This window comes from Citrobacter sp. Igbk 14, from assembly GCF_028069825.1.
Classification (GTDB): Bacteria; Pseudomonadota; Gammaproteobacteria; order Enterobacterales; family Enterobacteriaceae; genus Citrobacter.
The window spans coordinates 93,765-107,184 of the sequence record NZ_JANEWM010000007.1; the positions used below are offsets into that span (position 1 = coordinate 93,765).

Genomic DNA, 13,420 nt, shown 5'->3' on the forward strand with positions numbered 1-13,420 from the left:
TATGAGTGAATTTTCCCAGACAGTCCCCGAACTGGTTGCCTGGGCCAGAAAAAATGACTTCTCCATCTCTCTGCCGGTAGACAGACTTTCGTTCCTGCTGGCGGTAGCCACGCTGAACGGTGAGCGACTTGACGGTGAGATGAGCGAAGGCGAACTGGTGGATGCGTTCCGCCATGTGAGTGATGCGTTTGAGCAAACCAGCGAAACCATCGGTGTTCGCGCCAATAACGCGATTAACGACATGGTACGTCAACGTCTGCTGAACCGCTTTACCAGCGAGCAGGCGGAAGGTAACGCTATTTATCGTTTAACGCCGCTGGGGATTGGCATCACGGATTACTATATCCGCCAGCGCGAATTCTCTACATTGCGTTTGTCGATGCAGTTGTCGATTGTTGCTGGTGAGCTGAAGCGCGCGGCAGATGCCGCCGCGGAAGGTGGTGATGAATTCCACTGGCACCGCAATGTCTATGCACCATTGAAGTATTCGGTAGCGGAAATTTTCGACAGTATCGATTTGACTCAGCGCATTATGGATGAGCAGCAGCAGCAGGTAAAAGACGATATCGCACAGTTGCTGAACAAAGACTGGCGGGCGGCAATTTCCAGTTGTGAAATGCTGCTGTCTGAAACGTCTGGTACGCTGCGTGAGCTGCAGGATACGCTGGAAGCCGCAGGCGATAAGCTCCAGGCGAACCTGTTACGCATTCAGGACGCGACGATGGCACATGACGATTTGCATTTCGTCGACAGGCTGGTGTTCGACCTGCAAAGCAAGCTCGACCGTATTATCAGCTGGGGTCAGCAATCCATCGATTTGTGGATCGGCTACGATCGACACGTGCACAAGTTTATCCGTACCGCTATTGATATGGACAAAAATCGCGTCTTTGCCCAGCGTTTACGTCAGTCTGTCCAGAGCTATTTTGATGATCCGTGGGCGTTGACCTATGCCAATGCCGATCGTCTGCTGGATATGCGTGACGAAGAGATGGTACTGCGTGATGAAGAAGTCACCGGTGAGTTACCAGCCGATCTGGAGTATGAAGAATTTAACGAGATCCGCGAACAGTTGGCGGCAATTATCGAAGAACAGTTGGCTATCTATAAATCCAGACAAACGCCACTGGATCTCGGATTGGTCGTGCGCGAGTATCTGGCGCAATACCCACGTGCGCGTCACTTCGACGTTGCGCGTATTGTTATCGATCAGGCGGTACGTCTTGGCGTAGCGCAAGCAGACTTCACCGGACTGCCAGCCAAATGGCAGCCGATTAATGATTACGGAGCCAAGGTACAGGCGCATGTCATTGACAAATATTGAACAAGTGATGCCGGTCAAGCTGGCGCAGGCGCTGGCGAATCCGTTATTTCCGGCGCTGGATAGCGCCTTACGTTCGGGCCGCCATATCGGCCTGGATGAACTGGATAATCATGCCTTCCTGATGGATTTTCAGGAATATTTTGAAGAGTTTTACAGCCGCTATAACGTGGAATTGATTCGTGCACCGGAGGGGTTCTTTTATCTACGTCCGCGTTCAACCACGCTTATTCCGCGCTCGGTCTTGTCTGAACTGGACATGATGGTCGGTAAAATTCTTTGCTATCTCTATCTCAGCCCGGAACGTCTGGCGAATGAAGGGATCTTTACCCAGCAAGAACTGTACGACGAGCTGCTAACGTTGGCTGATGAAGCCAAATTGCTGAAGCTAGTGAACAACCGTTCAACCGGTTCAGACGTTGACCGCCAGAAGCTACAGGAAAAGGTACGCTCTTCACTTAACCGCCTGCGCCGTTTAGGCATGGTGTGGTTTATGGGTCACGACAGCAGCAAATTCCGTATTACGGAGTCTGTGTTTCGCTTTGGCGCGGATGTGCGTAGCGGCGACGATCCACGCGAAGCACAGCGTCGCTTAATTCGTGATGGTGAGGCGATGTCGGTCGAGAACCACCTGCAGCTCAATGATGAGCCAGAAGATAATCAGCCGGACAGTGGAGAGGAAGAATAATGATTGAACGCGGTAAATTTCGCTCACTTACGCTGATTAACTGGAATGGTTTTTTTGCTCGTACGTTTGACCTTGATGAGCTGGTTACCACGCTGTCGGGTGGGAACGGGGCGGGTAAATCCACCACCATGGCGGCATTCGTTACAGCGCTTATCCCGGATTTAACCCTGCTGCATTTTCGTAATACCACCGAAGCCGGCGCAACCAGCGGCTCACGCGATAAAGGTCTGCACGGAAAGCTGAAAGCAGGTGTCTGTTACTCGATGCTTGACGTGCTCAACTCGCGCCATCAGCGTGTGGTCGTCGGCGTGCGTCTGCAGCAGGTTGCCGGGCGCGATCGTAAAGTGGACATCAAACCGTTTGCGATTCAGGGGTTGCCGATGTCGGTGCAACCAACCCAACTGGTTACGGAAACCCTGAACGAACGCCAGGCTCGCGTTCTGTCTCTCGCCGAGCTGAAAGAGAAGCTCGATGAGATGGAAGGTGTGCAGTTTAAGCAGTTTAACTCAATCACCGATTATCACTCGTTGATGTTCGATTTGGGCATCATTGCCCGTCGTCTGCGCTCTGCGTCCGACCGTAGTAAATTCTATCGCCTGATTGAAGCCTCGCTGTACGGCGGTATCTCCAGCGCCATTACCCGCTCGCTGCGTGATTACCTGCTGCCAGAAAACAGCGGCGTGCGTAAAGCGTTCCAGGATATGGAAGCGGCGCTGCGTGAAAACCGTATGACGCTGGAAGCCATTCGCGTCACCCAGTCAGATCGTGACTTGTTTAAGCATTTGATCAGCGAAGCGACTAACTATGTGGCAGCGGATTATATGCGCCACGCTAATGAACGTCGTATTCACCTCGACAAAGCGCTGGAATATCGCCGTGAACTGTACACCTCGCGCCAGCAGTTAGCGGCTGAGCAGTATAAGCACGTGGATATGGCGCGCGAGCTGGGTGAGCATAACGGCGCGGAAGGCGATCTTGAAGCCGATTATCAGGCGGCAAGCGATCACCTCAATCTGGTGCAAACTGCGCTGCGTCAGCAGGAAAAGATTGAACGCTACGAAGCGGATCTTGAAGAGTTGCAGATTCGCCTCGAAGAACAAAATGAAGTCGTGGCAGAAGCTGCCGATCGCCAGGATGAAAATGAAGCCCGTGCGGAAGCTGCCGAGCTGGAAGTGGATGAGCTGAAAAGTCAGCTGGCCGATTACCAGCAAGCGCTGGACGTTCAGCAAACGCGAGCCATCCAGTATACTCAGGCGATTCAGGCACTGAGCCGAGCCAAAGAGCTTTGCCATTTACCCGATCTCACCGCCGACAGTGCCGCTGAATGGCTGGAAACCTTCCAGGCCAAAGAGCAGGAAGCGACCGAGAAGTTGCTGACGCTGGAACAAAAAATGAGCGTGGCGCAAACTGCGCACAGCCAGTTCGAGCAGGCTTATCAGCTGGTGGCGGCTATTAATGGTCCATTGGCGCGTGGTGATGCCTGGAGCGTCGCGCGTGAGCTGCTGCGCGAAGGTGTTGAACAGCGTCATCTGGCGGAACAAGTTCAGCCATTACGCATGCGTCTGAGCGAGCTGGAACAGCGTCTGCGCGAACAGCAGGAAGCCGAGCGTCTGCTGGCTGAATTCTGCAAACGTCAGGGTAAGCATTTCGATATCGATGAGCTTGAGGCTCTGCATCAGGAGCTGGAAGCGCGTATTGCCGCCTTGTCTGACAGCGTATCGTCTGCCAGCGAACAGCGGATGGCACTGCGTCAGGAACAGGAACAGCTGCAATCCCGTATTCAGCATTTGATGCAACGAGCTCCGGTCTGGCTGGCTGCGCAAAATAGCCTGAACCAACTGAGTGAACAGTGCGGCGAAGAATTTACGTCCAGCCAGGACGTAACGGAGTATCTGCAACAGTTGCTGGAACGTGAGCGTGAAGCCATTGTTGAACGCGATGAAGTCGGCGCGCGTAAAAATGCAGTTGATGAAGAGATTGAACGTCTAAGCCAGCCGGGCGGGGCGGAAGATCAGCGTCTGAACGCACTGGCAGAACGTTTTGGCGGCGTGCTGCTGTCTGAAATCTATGACGATGTTAGCCTCGAAGATGCGCCGTACTTCTCTGCACTGTATGGCCCTTCGCGGCATGCCATCGTGGTGCCGGATCTGTCGCTGATTACTGAGCAACTTGATGGGCTGACGGATTGCCCGGAAGACCTCTACTTCATCGAAGGGGACCCGCAGTCGTTTGATGACAGCGTCTTCAGCGTCGATGAACTTGAAAAAGCGGTGGTGGTGAAAACCGCCGAGCGCCAGTGGCGTTACTCCCGCTTTCCAACGGTGCCGATTTTTGGTCGTGCCGCGCGTGAAAGCCGTATCGAAACGCTGCACGCTGAGCGTGAGGGGCTGTCTGAACGTTTTGCGACGCTTTCATTCGACGTACAGAAAACACAGCGTCTGCATCAGGCATTTAGTCGCTTTATCGGCAGCCATCTGTCGGTAGCGTTTGAGGCCGATCCAGAAGCCGAAATTCGTCAGTTGAATAGCCGTCGCGTTGAGCTCGAACGTGCGCTCACCAACCATGAAAATGATAACCAGCAAAGCCGTACGCAGTTTGAACAAGCGAAAGAAGGTGTTTCTGCCCTGAACCGTCTGCTGCCGCGTTTAAATTTGCTTGCGGATGACACATTAGCCGATCGCGTGGATGAAATTCGCGAACGCCTGGATGAAGCGCAGGAAGCGGCGCGTTTTATTCAACAACATGGTAATCAGCTGGCCAAACTGGAACCGATGGTTTCCGTTCTGCAAAATGATCCAGAGCAGTTTGAACAGCTGAAAGAAGACTACGCGTATTCTCAGCAGATGCAGCGTGATGCGCGTCAGCAGGCCTTTGCACTCACTGAAGTCGTTCAGCGTCGGGCGCATTTTAGCTATTCTGACTCTGCCGAAATGCTCAGCGGTAACAGCGATCTGAATGAGAAACTGCGTGAGCGTCTGGAACACGCGGAGGCTGAACGTACCCGTGCTCGTGAGGCTTTGCGCAGCCATGCCGCGCAGCTAAGCCAGTACAATCAGGTCATGGCCTCGCTGAAAAGCTCTTATGACACCAAGAAAGAACTGCTGAACGATTTACAACGCGAACTGCAGGATATCGGCGTTCGTGCTGATAGCGGTGCGGAAGAACGTGCGCGTATTCGTCGTGATGAACTGCATGCGCAGCTCAGTAATAACCGTGCTCGCCGTAATCAACTGGAAAAAGCGCTAACCTTCTGCGAAGCAGAGATGGAAAACCTGACCCGCAGATTGCGCAAGCTTGAGCGCGATTACCATGAAATGCGTGAACAAGTGGTGACCGCGAAAGCCGGCTGGTGTGCCGTGATGCGGATGGTAAAAGACAACGGCGTTGAACGTCGCCTGCACCGTCGTGAGCTGGCTTATCTTTCCGGTGATGAACTGCGTTCGATGTCGGATAAGGCGCTCGGTGCGCTGCGCCTGGCGGTGGCGGATAACGAGCATCTGCGCGATGTACTGCGCATGTCTGAAGATCCCAAGCGACCAGAACGTAAAATCCAGTTCTTCGTGGCGGTCTACCAGCATCTGCGTGAACGTATTCGTCAGGATATCATCCGTACAGACGATCCGGTCGAAGCCATCGAGCAGATGGAGATTGAATTGAGCCGTCTGACGGAAGAGTTAACCTCCCGTGAACAGAAGCTGGCTATCAGCTCGCGAAGCGTGGCGAACATCATCCGTAAGACTATCCAGCGTGAGCAGAACCGTATTCGTATGTTGAACCAGGGTCTGCAAAGCGTGTCGTTCGGTCAGGTAAACAGCGTTCGTCTGAACGTAAATGTGCGTGAAACACACGCGACTTTGTTGGATGTCCTGTCCGAGCAGCATGAACAGCATCAGGACCTGTTTAACAGCAACCGTCTGACCTTCTCTGAAGCGCTGGCGAAGTTGTATCAGCGTCTTAATCCGCAGATCGACATGGGGCAGCGTACGCCACAAACCATTGGTGAAGAACTGCTGGATTACCGCAACTACCTGGAAATGGAAGTTGAGGTTAACCGTGGTTCTGACGGTTGGTTACGTGCTGAATCGGGCGCGTTGTCCACGGGGGAGGCGATCGGAACCGGGATGTCAATCCTCGTGATGGTTGTACAAAGCTGGGAAGATGAAGGTCGCAGACTGCGTGGGAAAGATATCTCGCCATGCCGCCTGTTGTTCCTTGATGAAGCCGCACGACTCGATGCCCGCTCCATCGCAACCCTGTTTGAACTGTGCGAGCGTTTGCAGATGCAGCTGATTATTGCAGCGCCGGAAAACATCAGCCCGGAGAAAGGCACAACTTACAAACTGGTGCGTAAAGTCTTCCAGAATACCGAACACGTTCACGTGGTGGGGCTGCGTGGTTTTGCCCCTCAGTTACCTGAGCCGTTACCTGGCATAGATGATGCTTCTTCGCAGGCAAGCTAAGTAAAAAGGCGGTGTTAAAGCCTAATGCCTGTCAGTTAAGCATGTAGGGTGAATATGTGATTCTTGCTCAGGGTTCCGTTCACCTCAGCAGTATCACTTCTCTGAATCACAGATACCTGTGAACGTGCAAGGGAGGCTCGCCGCCGCCTCCCTTGCAACCCAGGCTCCCGGCGGGAAAATCGTCGCTGCGCGAGTTATTCGTCTTATGCCGTCTGCCTGTCGGGTCGGGGCCGAGCCTGCGTCCCTGCAGGCCGTCCTCTCTGCCCGCATCCCTGCGGGCAGCCCCGGTCAGCCGTCAACGCCTCATCGATTTTCAGCCGGACCGAGGATATCGCTTCTACTCTCTGATTTTCAGGTATTTCGGTTTCGCTGTTTGAAAAAACGGCGGAAATGGTCAGATGTGGGCTGGTCCGGCTGAAAATTGCCGACGTGTTTCCGTAAGGCCGGGAGAACCCGCAGGGATGCGGGTTCAGGGTGCGTGCGACAGGGATGTTGCATCGCGCCCGGCCCGGTAGCCTGGAGGAATAAGCGGAGGGGATTGCGCAGCAACAATTTTCCGTGCCGGGAGCCGGGATTGTTAAGGGTGCGGCGATAGCACCCTTAACACGTTCACTGGCGTTCAGTGTACAGAGAAGCGATGAACATGAGGTGAACGGAACCCTTTCTCTGAGAGAGCATGTTCATTACCCCGCCAACACATGTTGATGCTTTCTGAAACTGAAATGTTAACTGAACAGCATTAGGCGCTAAAGCCGCCTTTTTCTTTTCCGACATGCACATGATACCTGGTGTAATTTCTTTAGACTTCTTTACATTAGGTTAGGCAAAAACGATTTGATGTTTATATACTGAAGGTAAGCCTAACGCGTCACCGGGCTTGCTCGTCATACTTCAGAATGTATTGGCGTTTTACAGGCCCGCTCCCGTGAGAGTAACGGGGAATACAGGCGGTCTGGCTACTCAAAGTATGATAAAGAAAACAGGGGGCAAGGGATGTTGCTTAATAAAATGTGTGGTCGTCGGCTGTCGGCAATCAGTTTGTGCTTGGCCGTAACATTCGCTCCACTGTTCAACGCGCAGGCTGATGAGCCTGAAATGATTCCTGGCGACAGCTCTGCGGCCGTCAGCGAACAGCCTACAGCGTTATCGCAACCGCAGGTACAATCTTACGCGACCGGTGTGATGGCGGGAATTCAGTCTCTGCCCGATGGCACATCTGTGGATAAAGCTCGCGCTGAATTGCAATCTCAGCTACCAGCAGGCTATACGCCGGTATATATGAGTCAGCTGGAATTGCTGTATGCCGCACGCGAAATGAAACCGATGTGGGGAAATCGTGATGCGGTAAAAACCTTTCAACAACAGTTAGCCGAGGTGGCGATTGCCGGTTTTCAGCCGCAGTTTAACGCCTGGGTCGCGTTACTGACTGACCCGGCAGTCACAGGTCTGGCACGTGATACTGTGCTTTCTGATGCGATGATGGGCTATCTCCACTTCATTGCAAATATCCCCGTCAAAGGTAGCCTCTGGCTCTATAGCGATAAGCCTTATGCACTGGCAACACCACCGCTCTCCGTTGTTAACCAATGGCAGGTGGCGCTGGACAACGGTCAGCTAACTTCATTTATCACCAGCCTTACACCTCAGCATCCACAGTATGCTGCGATGCATGAGTCGTTGCTGAAGCTGGTGGGGGATTCGCGACCCTGGCCACGGTTGACCAGCACCACGACGTTGCGCCCCGGTGAATGGAGTAATGATATCCCGGCACTGCGCGAAATTCTGCGCCGCACCGGAATGCTGAACGCCGGTGTCAGTACTTCTGCCAAAGAAGGGCGTAGCGCCTACGATCGCGAACTTGTTGACGCGGTGAAACGTTTTCAGACATGGCAGGGGCTTGGGGCCGATGGCACGATTGGCCCTGCAACCCGCGACTGGTTGAATGTCACGCCTGCTCAGCGCGCAGGGGTACTGGCGCTTAATATTCAGCGTTTGCGCCTGCTGCCGAGTGAGTTGTCTACCGGCATCATGGTGAATATTCCCGCGTACTCGTTGGTGTATTACCAGAATGGCAATCAGGTGCTGGCTTCCCGTGTTATCGTCGGACGTCCCGATCGTAAAACACCGATGATGAGCAGTGCGTTAAATAACGTGGTTGTAAACCCGCCGTGGAATGTGCCGCCGACGCTGGCGCGTAAGGATATACTGCCTAAATTGTGGAACGATCCGGGGTACCTTGAGCGTCACGGGTATACTGTAATGCGCGGCTGGAACAGCAAAGAGACGATAGATCCGTGGCAGGTTGACTGGGCTACAATCACCGCTTCGAATCTGCCGTTCCGCTTCCAGCAGGCACCGGGCGCGCGTAATTCTCTGGGGCGCTATAAATTCAACATGCCGAGTTCTGACGCCATTTATCTGCACGATACGCCAAACCATAATTTGTTCCAGAAGGATACTCGGGCACTAAGTTCTGGCTGTGTGCGCGTGAATAAGGCCTCGGAACTGGCGAATATGCTGCTGCAGGATGCTGGCTGGAATGATACACGCATCTCGGATGCCCTGAAGCAAGGGGATACGCGATATGTCAATATTCGCCAGAATATTCCGGTCAACCTGTACTATCTGACAGCCTTTGTGGGAAGTGATGGACGTACGCAGTATCGAACAGATATTTACAATTACGATCAGACAGCGCGATCCAGCGCACAAATCATGTCGAAAGCTGAGCAATTAATCAGATAAATGAAGCAGTTCGAGGAAAATGATTGTCGTAAGTTATGATGAAAACGGGGCAGGATGGCTGTAAGCCCCGTATTTCCTGGGTTTGGGAGCCTTGACGTGGACTACTTAGCCAGATAAGGTTTCCCGCGTGCGCTAGAGCATACATACGATAACATTGACCTGTAGACCTTAATACCATGGACAAATTTGACGCTAATCGCCGCAAATTGCTGGCGCTTGGTGGCATTGCCCTCGGCGCTGCCATCCTGCCCACGCCTGCGTTTGCAACTCTCTCCACCCCACGTCCGCGTATATTGACGCTGAATAACCTGCATACCGGTGAGTCAATTAAAGCAGAGTTTTTTGATGGCAGGGGCTATATTCAGGACGAATTAGCAAAACTTAATCACTTTTTCCGTGACTTTCGGGCGAATAAAGTGAAATCCATCGACCCGGGATTGTTTGATCAACTCTTCCGTCTGCAGGGACTGCTGGGTACGCGTAAACCCGTACAACTGATCTCCGGCTATCGCTCCATCGATACCAATAACGAACTCCGTGCACGTAGTCGTGGTGTGGCAAAGAAAAGCTACCACACGAAAGGACAGGCCATGGATTTCCATATTGAAGGCATCGCATTAAGTAATATTCGCAAAGCTGCGTTATCTATGCGCGCAGGTGGTGTAGGATACTACCCCAGCAGTAACTTTGTGCATATTGACACCGGGCCTGCACGGCACTGGTGATCCGTAAGCTTAATGAAACAGGAGCTGTATGAACTATCGTATTATTCCGGTCACTGCATTCGCCCAGAACTGCTCGCTAATCTGGTGTGAGCAGACGCGTCTGGCCGCACTGGTCGATCCCGGCGGTGATGCCGAGAAAATCAAACAGGAAGTGGATGCCAGCGGTCTTACGCTCATGCAGATCCTGCTTACCCACGGTCATCTCGACCATGTTGGGGCGGCAGCAGAACTGGCACAGCATTACGGTGTACCGGTTATTGGGCCGGAAAAAGAAGATGAGTTCTGGCTGCAGGGACTGCCTGCGCAAAGCCGTATGTTTGGCCTGGGTGACTGTGAGCCGCTGACGCCCGATCGTTGGCTAAACGAAGGCGATCGGATTAGCATCGGCAACGTAACCTTACAGGTGTTGCATTGCCCGGGTCACACGCCAGGGCATGTCGTCTTCTTTGATGAACAATCAAAGTTACTGATTTCCGGCGACGTGATTTTCAAAGGTGGCGTAGGGCGCAGTGATTTCCCGCGTGGGGATCACAGCCAACTGATTGACGCGATCAAACGTAAACTCTTACCGCTGGGTGATGACGTGACGTTTATTCCGGGTCACGGACCACTCTCTACGCTGGGTTACGAGCGGTTGCATAACCCGTTCCTGCAGGATGAAATGCCGGTTTGGTAACACTACAGATAAATAAAAAGGCCGCGATTGCGGCCTTTTGTATGTGCGATAGATTACAGAACAGCGACAATCGCTTCGCATAACGGTGCCATGTTGTCTGGCGTCATTCCTGCTACGTTTACGCGTCCTGAAGCAACAGCATAAACACCAAACTCTTCACGCAGACGAAGAACTTGTTCTTTCGTCAGGCCGCTGAATGAGAACATACCATTCTGTTTGATGATAAAGCTGAAATCGCGGTTTGCGCCTTTCTCCTGCAACGTGTTGACGAACAGCAGACGCATGCGCTGAATACGTTGGCGCATGTCAGTCAGTTCCTGTTCCCAGATTGCACGTAGCGCATCGTTGCTCAGAATTGTCGCGACAACTGAGGCACCGTGTGCCGGTGGGTTGGAGTAGTTCGCACGGATGACTGATTTCATCTGGCTAAAGGCACGGTCAACGGTTTCTGCATCGGCAGCGACCAGCGTACAGGCACCTACACGCTCATTGTACAGACCAAAGTTTTTGGAATAGGAACTGGCGACAATCAGCTCTTTATGCAGCGCGGCGAATGCACGCAGACCTTCTGCATCTTCTTCCAGACCACGAGCAAAGCCCTGGTAGGCAAAGTCGAACAGTGGTAACCAACCTTTGTCGACTGACAGCTGAGCCAACGTTTGCCATTGTTCCAGCGTCGGATCAATACCGGTCGGATTATGGCAGCAGCCGTGGAATAATACGACGTCGCCAGCTTGTGCTTCAGCCAGGCTTGCCAGCAGCGCATCAAAGTCCAGTGAATGGTTTGCCGCATCGTAATAGTTATATTCACGCACTTCCAGACCAGCTGAATTAAATACGCTCTTATGGTTCGGCCAGCTTGGGTTGCTGACCCACACGCGTTTTGCGCTGGTGTTTTTTGCCAGGAAATCAGCGGCCACACGCAGGGCACCCGTACCACCAGGGGTCTGCGCTGTACGCGCGCGCTTGTCATTAATCAGTGCACTTTCTTTACCAAACAGTAATTCCTGAGTGCAGCGACCAAACTCTGGAATACCGTCAATGCCAAGATAGTTTTTGGTGGTTTCATTTTCCAGGATATATTGCTCGGCTTTTTTAACGCTGGTCAGTACCGGCGTTTTGCCTGTCTCATCTTTATATACACCGATTCCGAGGTTTATTTTCCCCGGGCGGTCATCGGCACGAAACAAATCAGCCAGGCCCAAAATGGGGTCGGCAGGAGCGGCGGTAATGTTCTCAAACATGACGAGGTTCCATTGTGGTTACAGAAGGGAAGTCCGCTATCAGGTTAACGGTAGATTTACAAAATGCCAACCGTTAGTGACGAAAAGCAGGGGTGTTTTTTGAAGACGCAAGAATCCGCTGGCGGAGATAAAAAAACAGGACCGAAGTCCTGTTTTTTAGGCATTTAGCAAAGAGGTCTGCTATTAGAACTGGTAAACGATACCCACTGCAACGGTGTCGTCAGAGCCTACGCCCAGTTTGTTGTCAGAATCGATCTGGTTGATGATGTAATCAACATAGGTGGACATGTTTTTGTTGAAGTAGTAAGTCGCGCCCACTTCGAAGTAGTTCACCAGATCTACGTCACCGATACCTTCGATATCCTTACCTTTAGATTTGGTATAGGCGATGGACGGACGCAGACCGAAGTCGAACTGGTACTGAGCAACTAACAGTACGTCTTCAGTTTTGTTCGCATAACCGTTAGAGATACGGGTTGCGTTGCGGGTTTCGCTGTAGTTCGCAGCCAGGTAGATGTTGTTAGCATCGTATTTCACGCCGGTAGCCCACTGCTCAGCTTTGTCGCCATGGCCGCGCAGAAGCGGGTTTTGCTGGGCATCGGTACGGTCAGCCGCGCCGTATGCACCGACGATACCGAAGCCTTCGAATTCGTAGCTTACAGAACCGCCAACGCCGTCACCATTAGAGCGACGAACGTCATCACGCTCGTTTTTACCCAGGTACTGAACAGCGAAGTTCAGGCCTTCAACCAGACCGAAGAAGTTGGAGTTACGGTAAGTCGCGAGGCCACCGTTACGCTGGGAGAAGAACTGGTCGGAGGCCGCAGTATCGCCACCGAATTCTGGCAGCATATCGGTGTAACCCAGTGCATCGTATACGACGCCGTAGTTACGACCGTAATCGAAGGAGCCTGCGTCACCGAATTTCAGACCAGCAAACGCCAGACGGGTTTTGTTCCCTTTCTGAGAGTCGTCACCGCCTTCGGAGTTATTGCCGCTGAACTGGTATTCCCACTGGCCGTAACCGGTCAGTTGGTCGTTAATCTGAGTTTCCCCTTTGAAACCAAGACGGGCGTAAGTCTGATCGCCATTAGGTGCGTAAGCGTTGTCACCGTTGTTCTTGGAAAAATAGTGCAGACCTACAGCTTTACCGTAGATGTCTACTTTATTGCCATCTTTGTTATAAACTTCTGCAGCGTTAGCTGCCCCGGCTACCAGCAGAGCAGGGATAACCACTGCCAGAATATTGCGCTTCATCATTATTTATTACCCTCATCGGTTTTTATATGACACCTGCCACTGCCGCCAATGAATTCCGTCAATAAAAATTTACGGAACTATTGATGAGAGTTTGGTGTCTTTATGTGTCTGCAGGCATCTTTCCATTCAAACTACCGTTTCGCTACTGTCAAAGTGCTACAAATATAAAGATTTAGTTTCAAAAAGAAAAAATGTGTAACAAAATGTTATTTTTATGCAACTTTGTGAACGACTTCAAATTTCAGCTGTCCCTGCGATTGAATTTTGCTCAGTTTTATCTATTTATATGATTTTCTTATAC

General features: G+C 52.3%; 8 protein-coding genes. 6 read left to right on the top strand and 2 right to left on the bottom strand.

Translation table 11 applies throughout. The features are described 5' to 3' along the window. The first annotated feature begins 1 nt into the window (after window position 1). The 6 genes from mukF to NNN64_RS04755 all read left to right on the top strand — a co-directional run bounded on the left by mukF (window position 2) and on the right by NNN64_RS04755 (window position 10,615). On the top strand, window positions 2-1,324 hold the full coding sequence (gene mukF, locus NNN64_RS04730) for a chromosome partition protein MukF (RefSeq protein WP_048212134.1): 1,323 nt from the start codon (window positions 2-4) through the stop codon (window positions 1,322-1,324). Beyond that, the gene (mukE, locus tag NNN64_RS04735; protein ID WP_137382828.1) at window positions 1,305-2,009 is read left to right on the top strand and encodes a chromosome partition protein MukE; all 705 of its coding nucleotides are present in this window, start codon (window positions 1,305-1,307) and stop codon (window positions 2,007-2,009) included. Before mukF ends, mukE begins: the two co-directional genes overlap by 20 nt. Then, window positions 2,009-6,469, top strand: coding sequence for a chromosome partition protein MukB (gene mukB, locus NNN64_RS04740; protein WP_271440651.1), 4,461 nt, complete (start codon window positions 2,009-2,011; stop codon window positions 6,467-6,469). Before mukE ends, mukB begins: the two co-directional genes overlap by 1 nt. 993 nt (window positions 6,470-7,462) lie before the next feature. After that, window positions 7,463-9,214, top strand: a complete 1,752-nt coding sequence (ldtD, locus tag NNN64_RS04745; RefSeq protein ID WP_271440652.1) for a L,D-transpeptidase — start codon at window positions 7,463-7,465, stop codon at window positions 9,212-9,214. A 176-nt stretch (window positions 9,215-9,390) separates the two neighbouring features. Beyond that, on the top strand, window positions 9,391-9,939 hold the full coding sequence (locus NNN64_RS04750) for a YcbK family protein (RefSeq protein ID WP_003831948.1): 549 nt from the start codon (window positions 9,391-9,393) through the stop codon (window positions 9,937-9,939). 28 nt (window positions 9,940-9,967) lie between these two features. Next, a complete protein-coding gene (locus NNN64_RS04755) occupies window positions 9,968-10,615 on the top strand; it encodes an MBL fold metallo-hydrolase (RefSeq protein ID WP_271440653.1) in 648 nt (215 codons plus the stop codon). Between the two features lie 53 nt (window positions 10,616-10,668). Here NNN64_RS04755 and aspC read toward each other — a convergent pair whose 3' ends face one another. Next, the gene (gene aspC / locus NNN64_RS04760) at window positions 10,669-11,859 is read right to left on the bottom strand and encodes an aspartate transaminase (RefSeq protein WP_137382832.1); all 1,191 of its coding nucleotides are present in this window, start codon (window positions 11,857-11,859) and stop codon (window positions 10,669-10,671) included. Window positions 11,860-12,042: 183 nt separating this feature from the next. After that, the gene (gene ompF, locus NNN64_RS04765; protein WP_137382833.1) at window positions 12,043-13,119 is read right to left on the bottom strand and encodes a porin OmpF; all 1,077 of its coding nucleotides are present in this window, start codon (window positions 13,117-13,119) and stop codon (window positions 12,043-12,045) included. Window positions 13,120-13,420: the final 301 nt, after the last annotated feature.

Excerpts from the sequence above, each read along its gene's own strand:
- mukE (WP_137382828.1), top strand. The coding sequence starts at position 1,305 with ATGTCATTGACAAATATTGAACAAGTGATGCCGGTCAAGCTGGCGCAG.
- mukB (WP_271440651.1), top strand. The coding sequence starts at position 2,009 with ATGATTGAACGCGGTAAATTTCGCTCACTTACGCTGATTAACTGGAAT.
- NNN64_RS04755 (WP_271440653.1), top strand. The coding sequence starts at position 9,968 with ATGAACTATCGTATTATTCCGGTCACTGCATTCGCCCAGAACTGCTCG.
- ldtD (WP_271440652.1), top strand. The coding sequence starts at position 7,463 with ATGTTGCTTAATAAAATGTGTGGTCGTCGGCTGTCGGCAATCAGTTTG.
- ompF (WP_137382833.1), bottom strand. The coding sequence starts at position 13,119 with ATGATGAAGCGCAATATTCTGGCAGTGGTTATCCCTGCTCTGCTGGTA.
- NNN64_RS04750 (WP_003831948.1), top strand. The coding sequence starts at position 9,391 with ATGGACAAATTTGACGCTAATCGCCGCAAATTGCTGGCGCTTGGTGGC.
- aspC (WP_137382832.1), bottom strand. The coding sequence starts at position 11,859 with ATGTTTGAGAACATTACCGCCGCTCCTGCCGACCCCATTTTGGGCCTG.
- mukF (WP_048212134.1), top strand. The coding sequence starts at position 2 with ATGAGTGAATTTTCCCAGACAGTCCCCGAACTGGTTGCCTGGGCCAGA.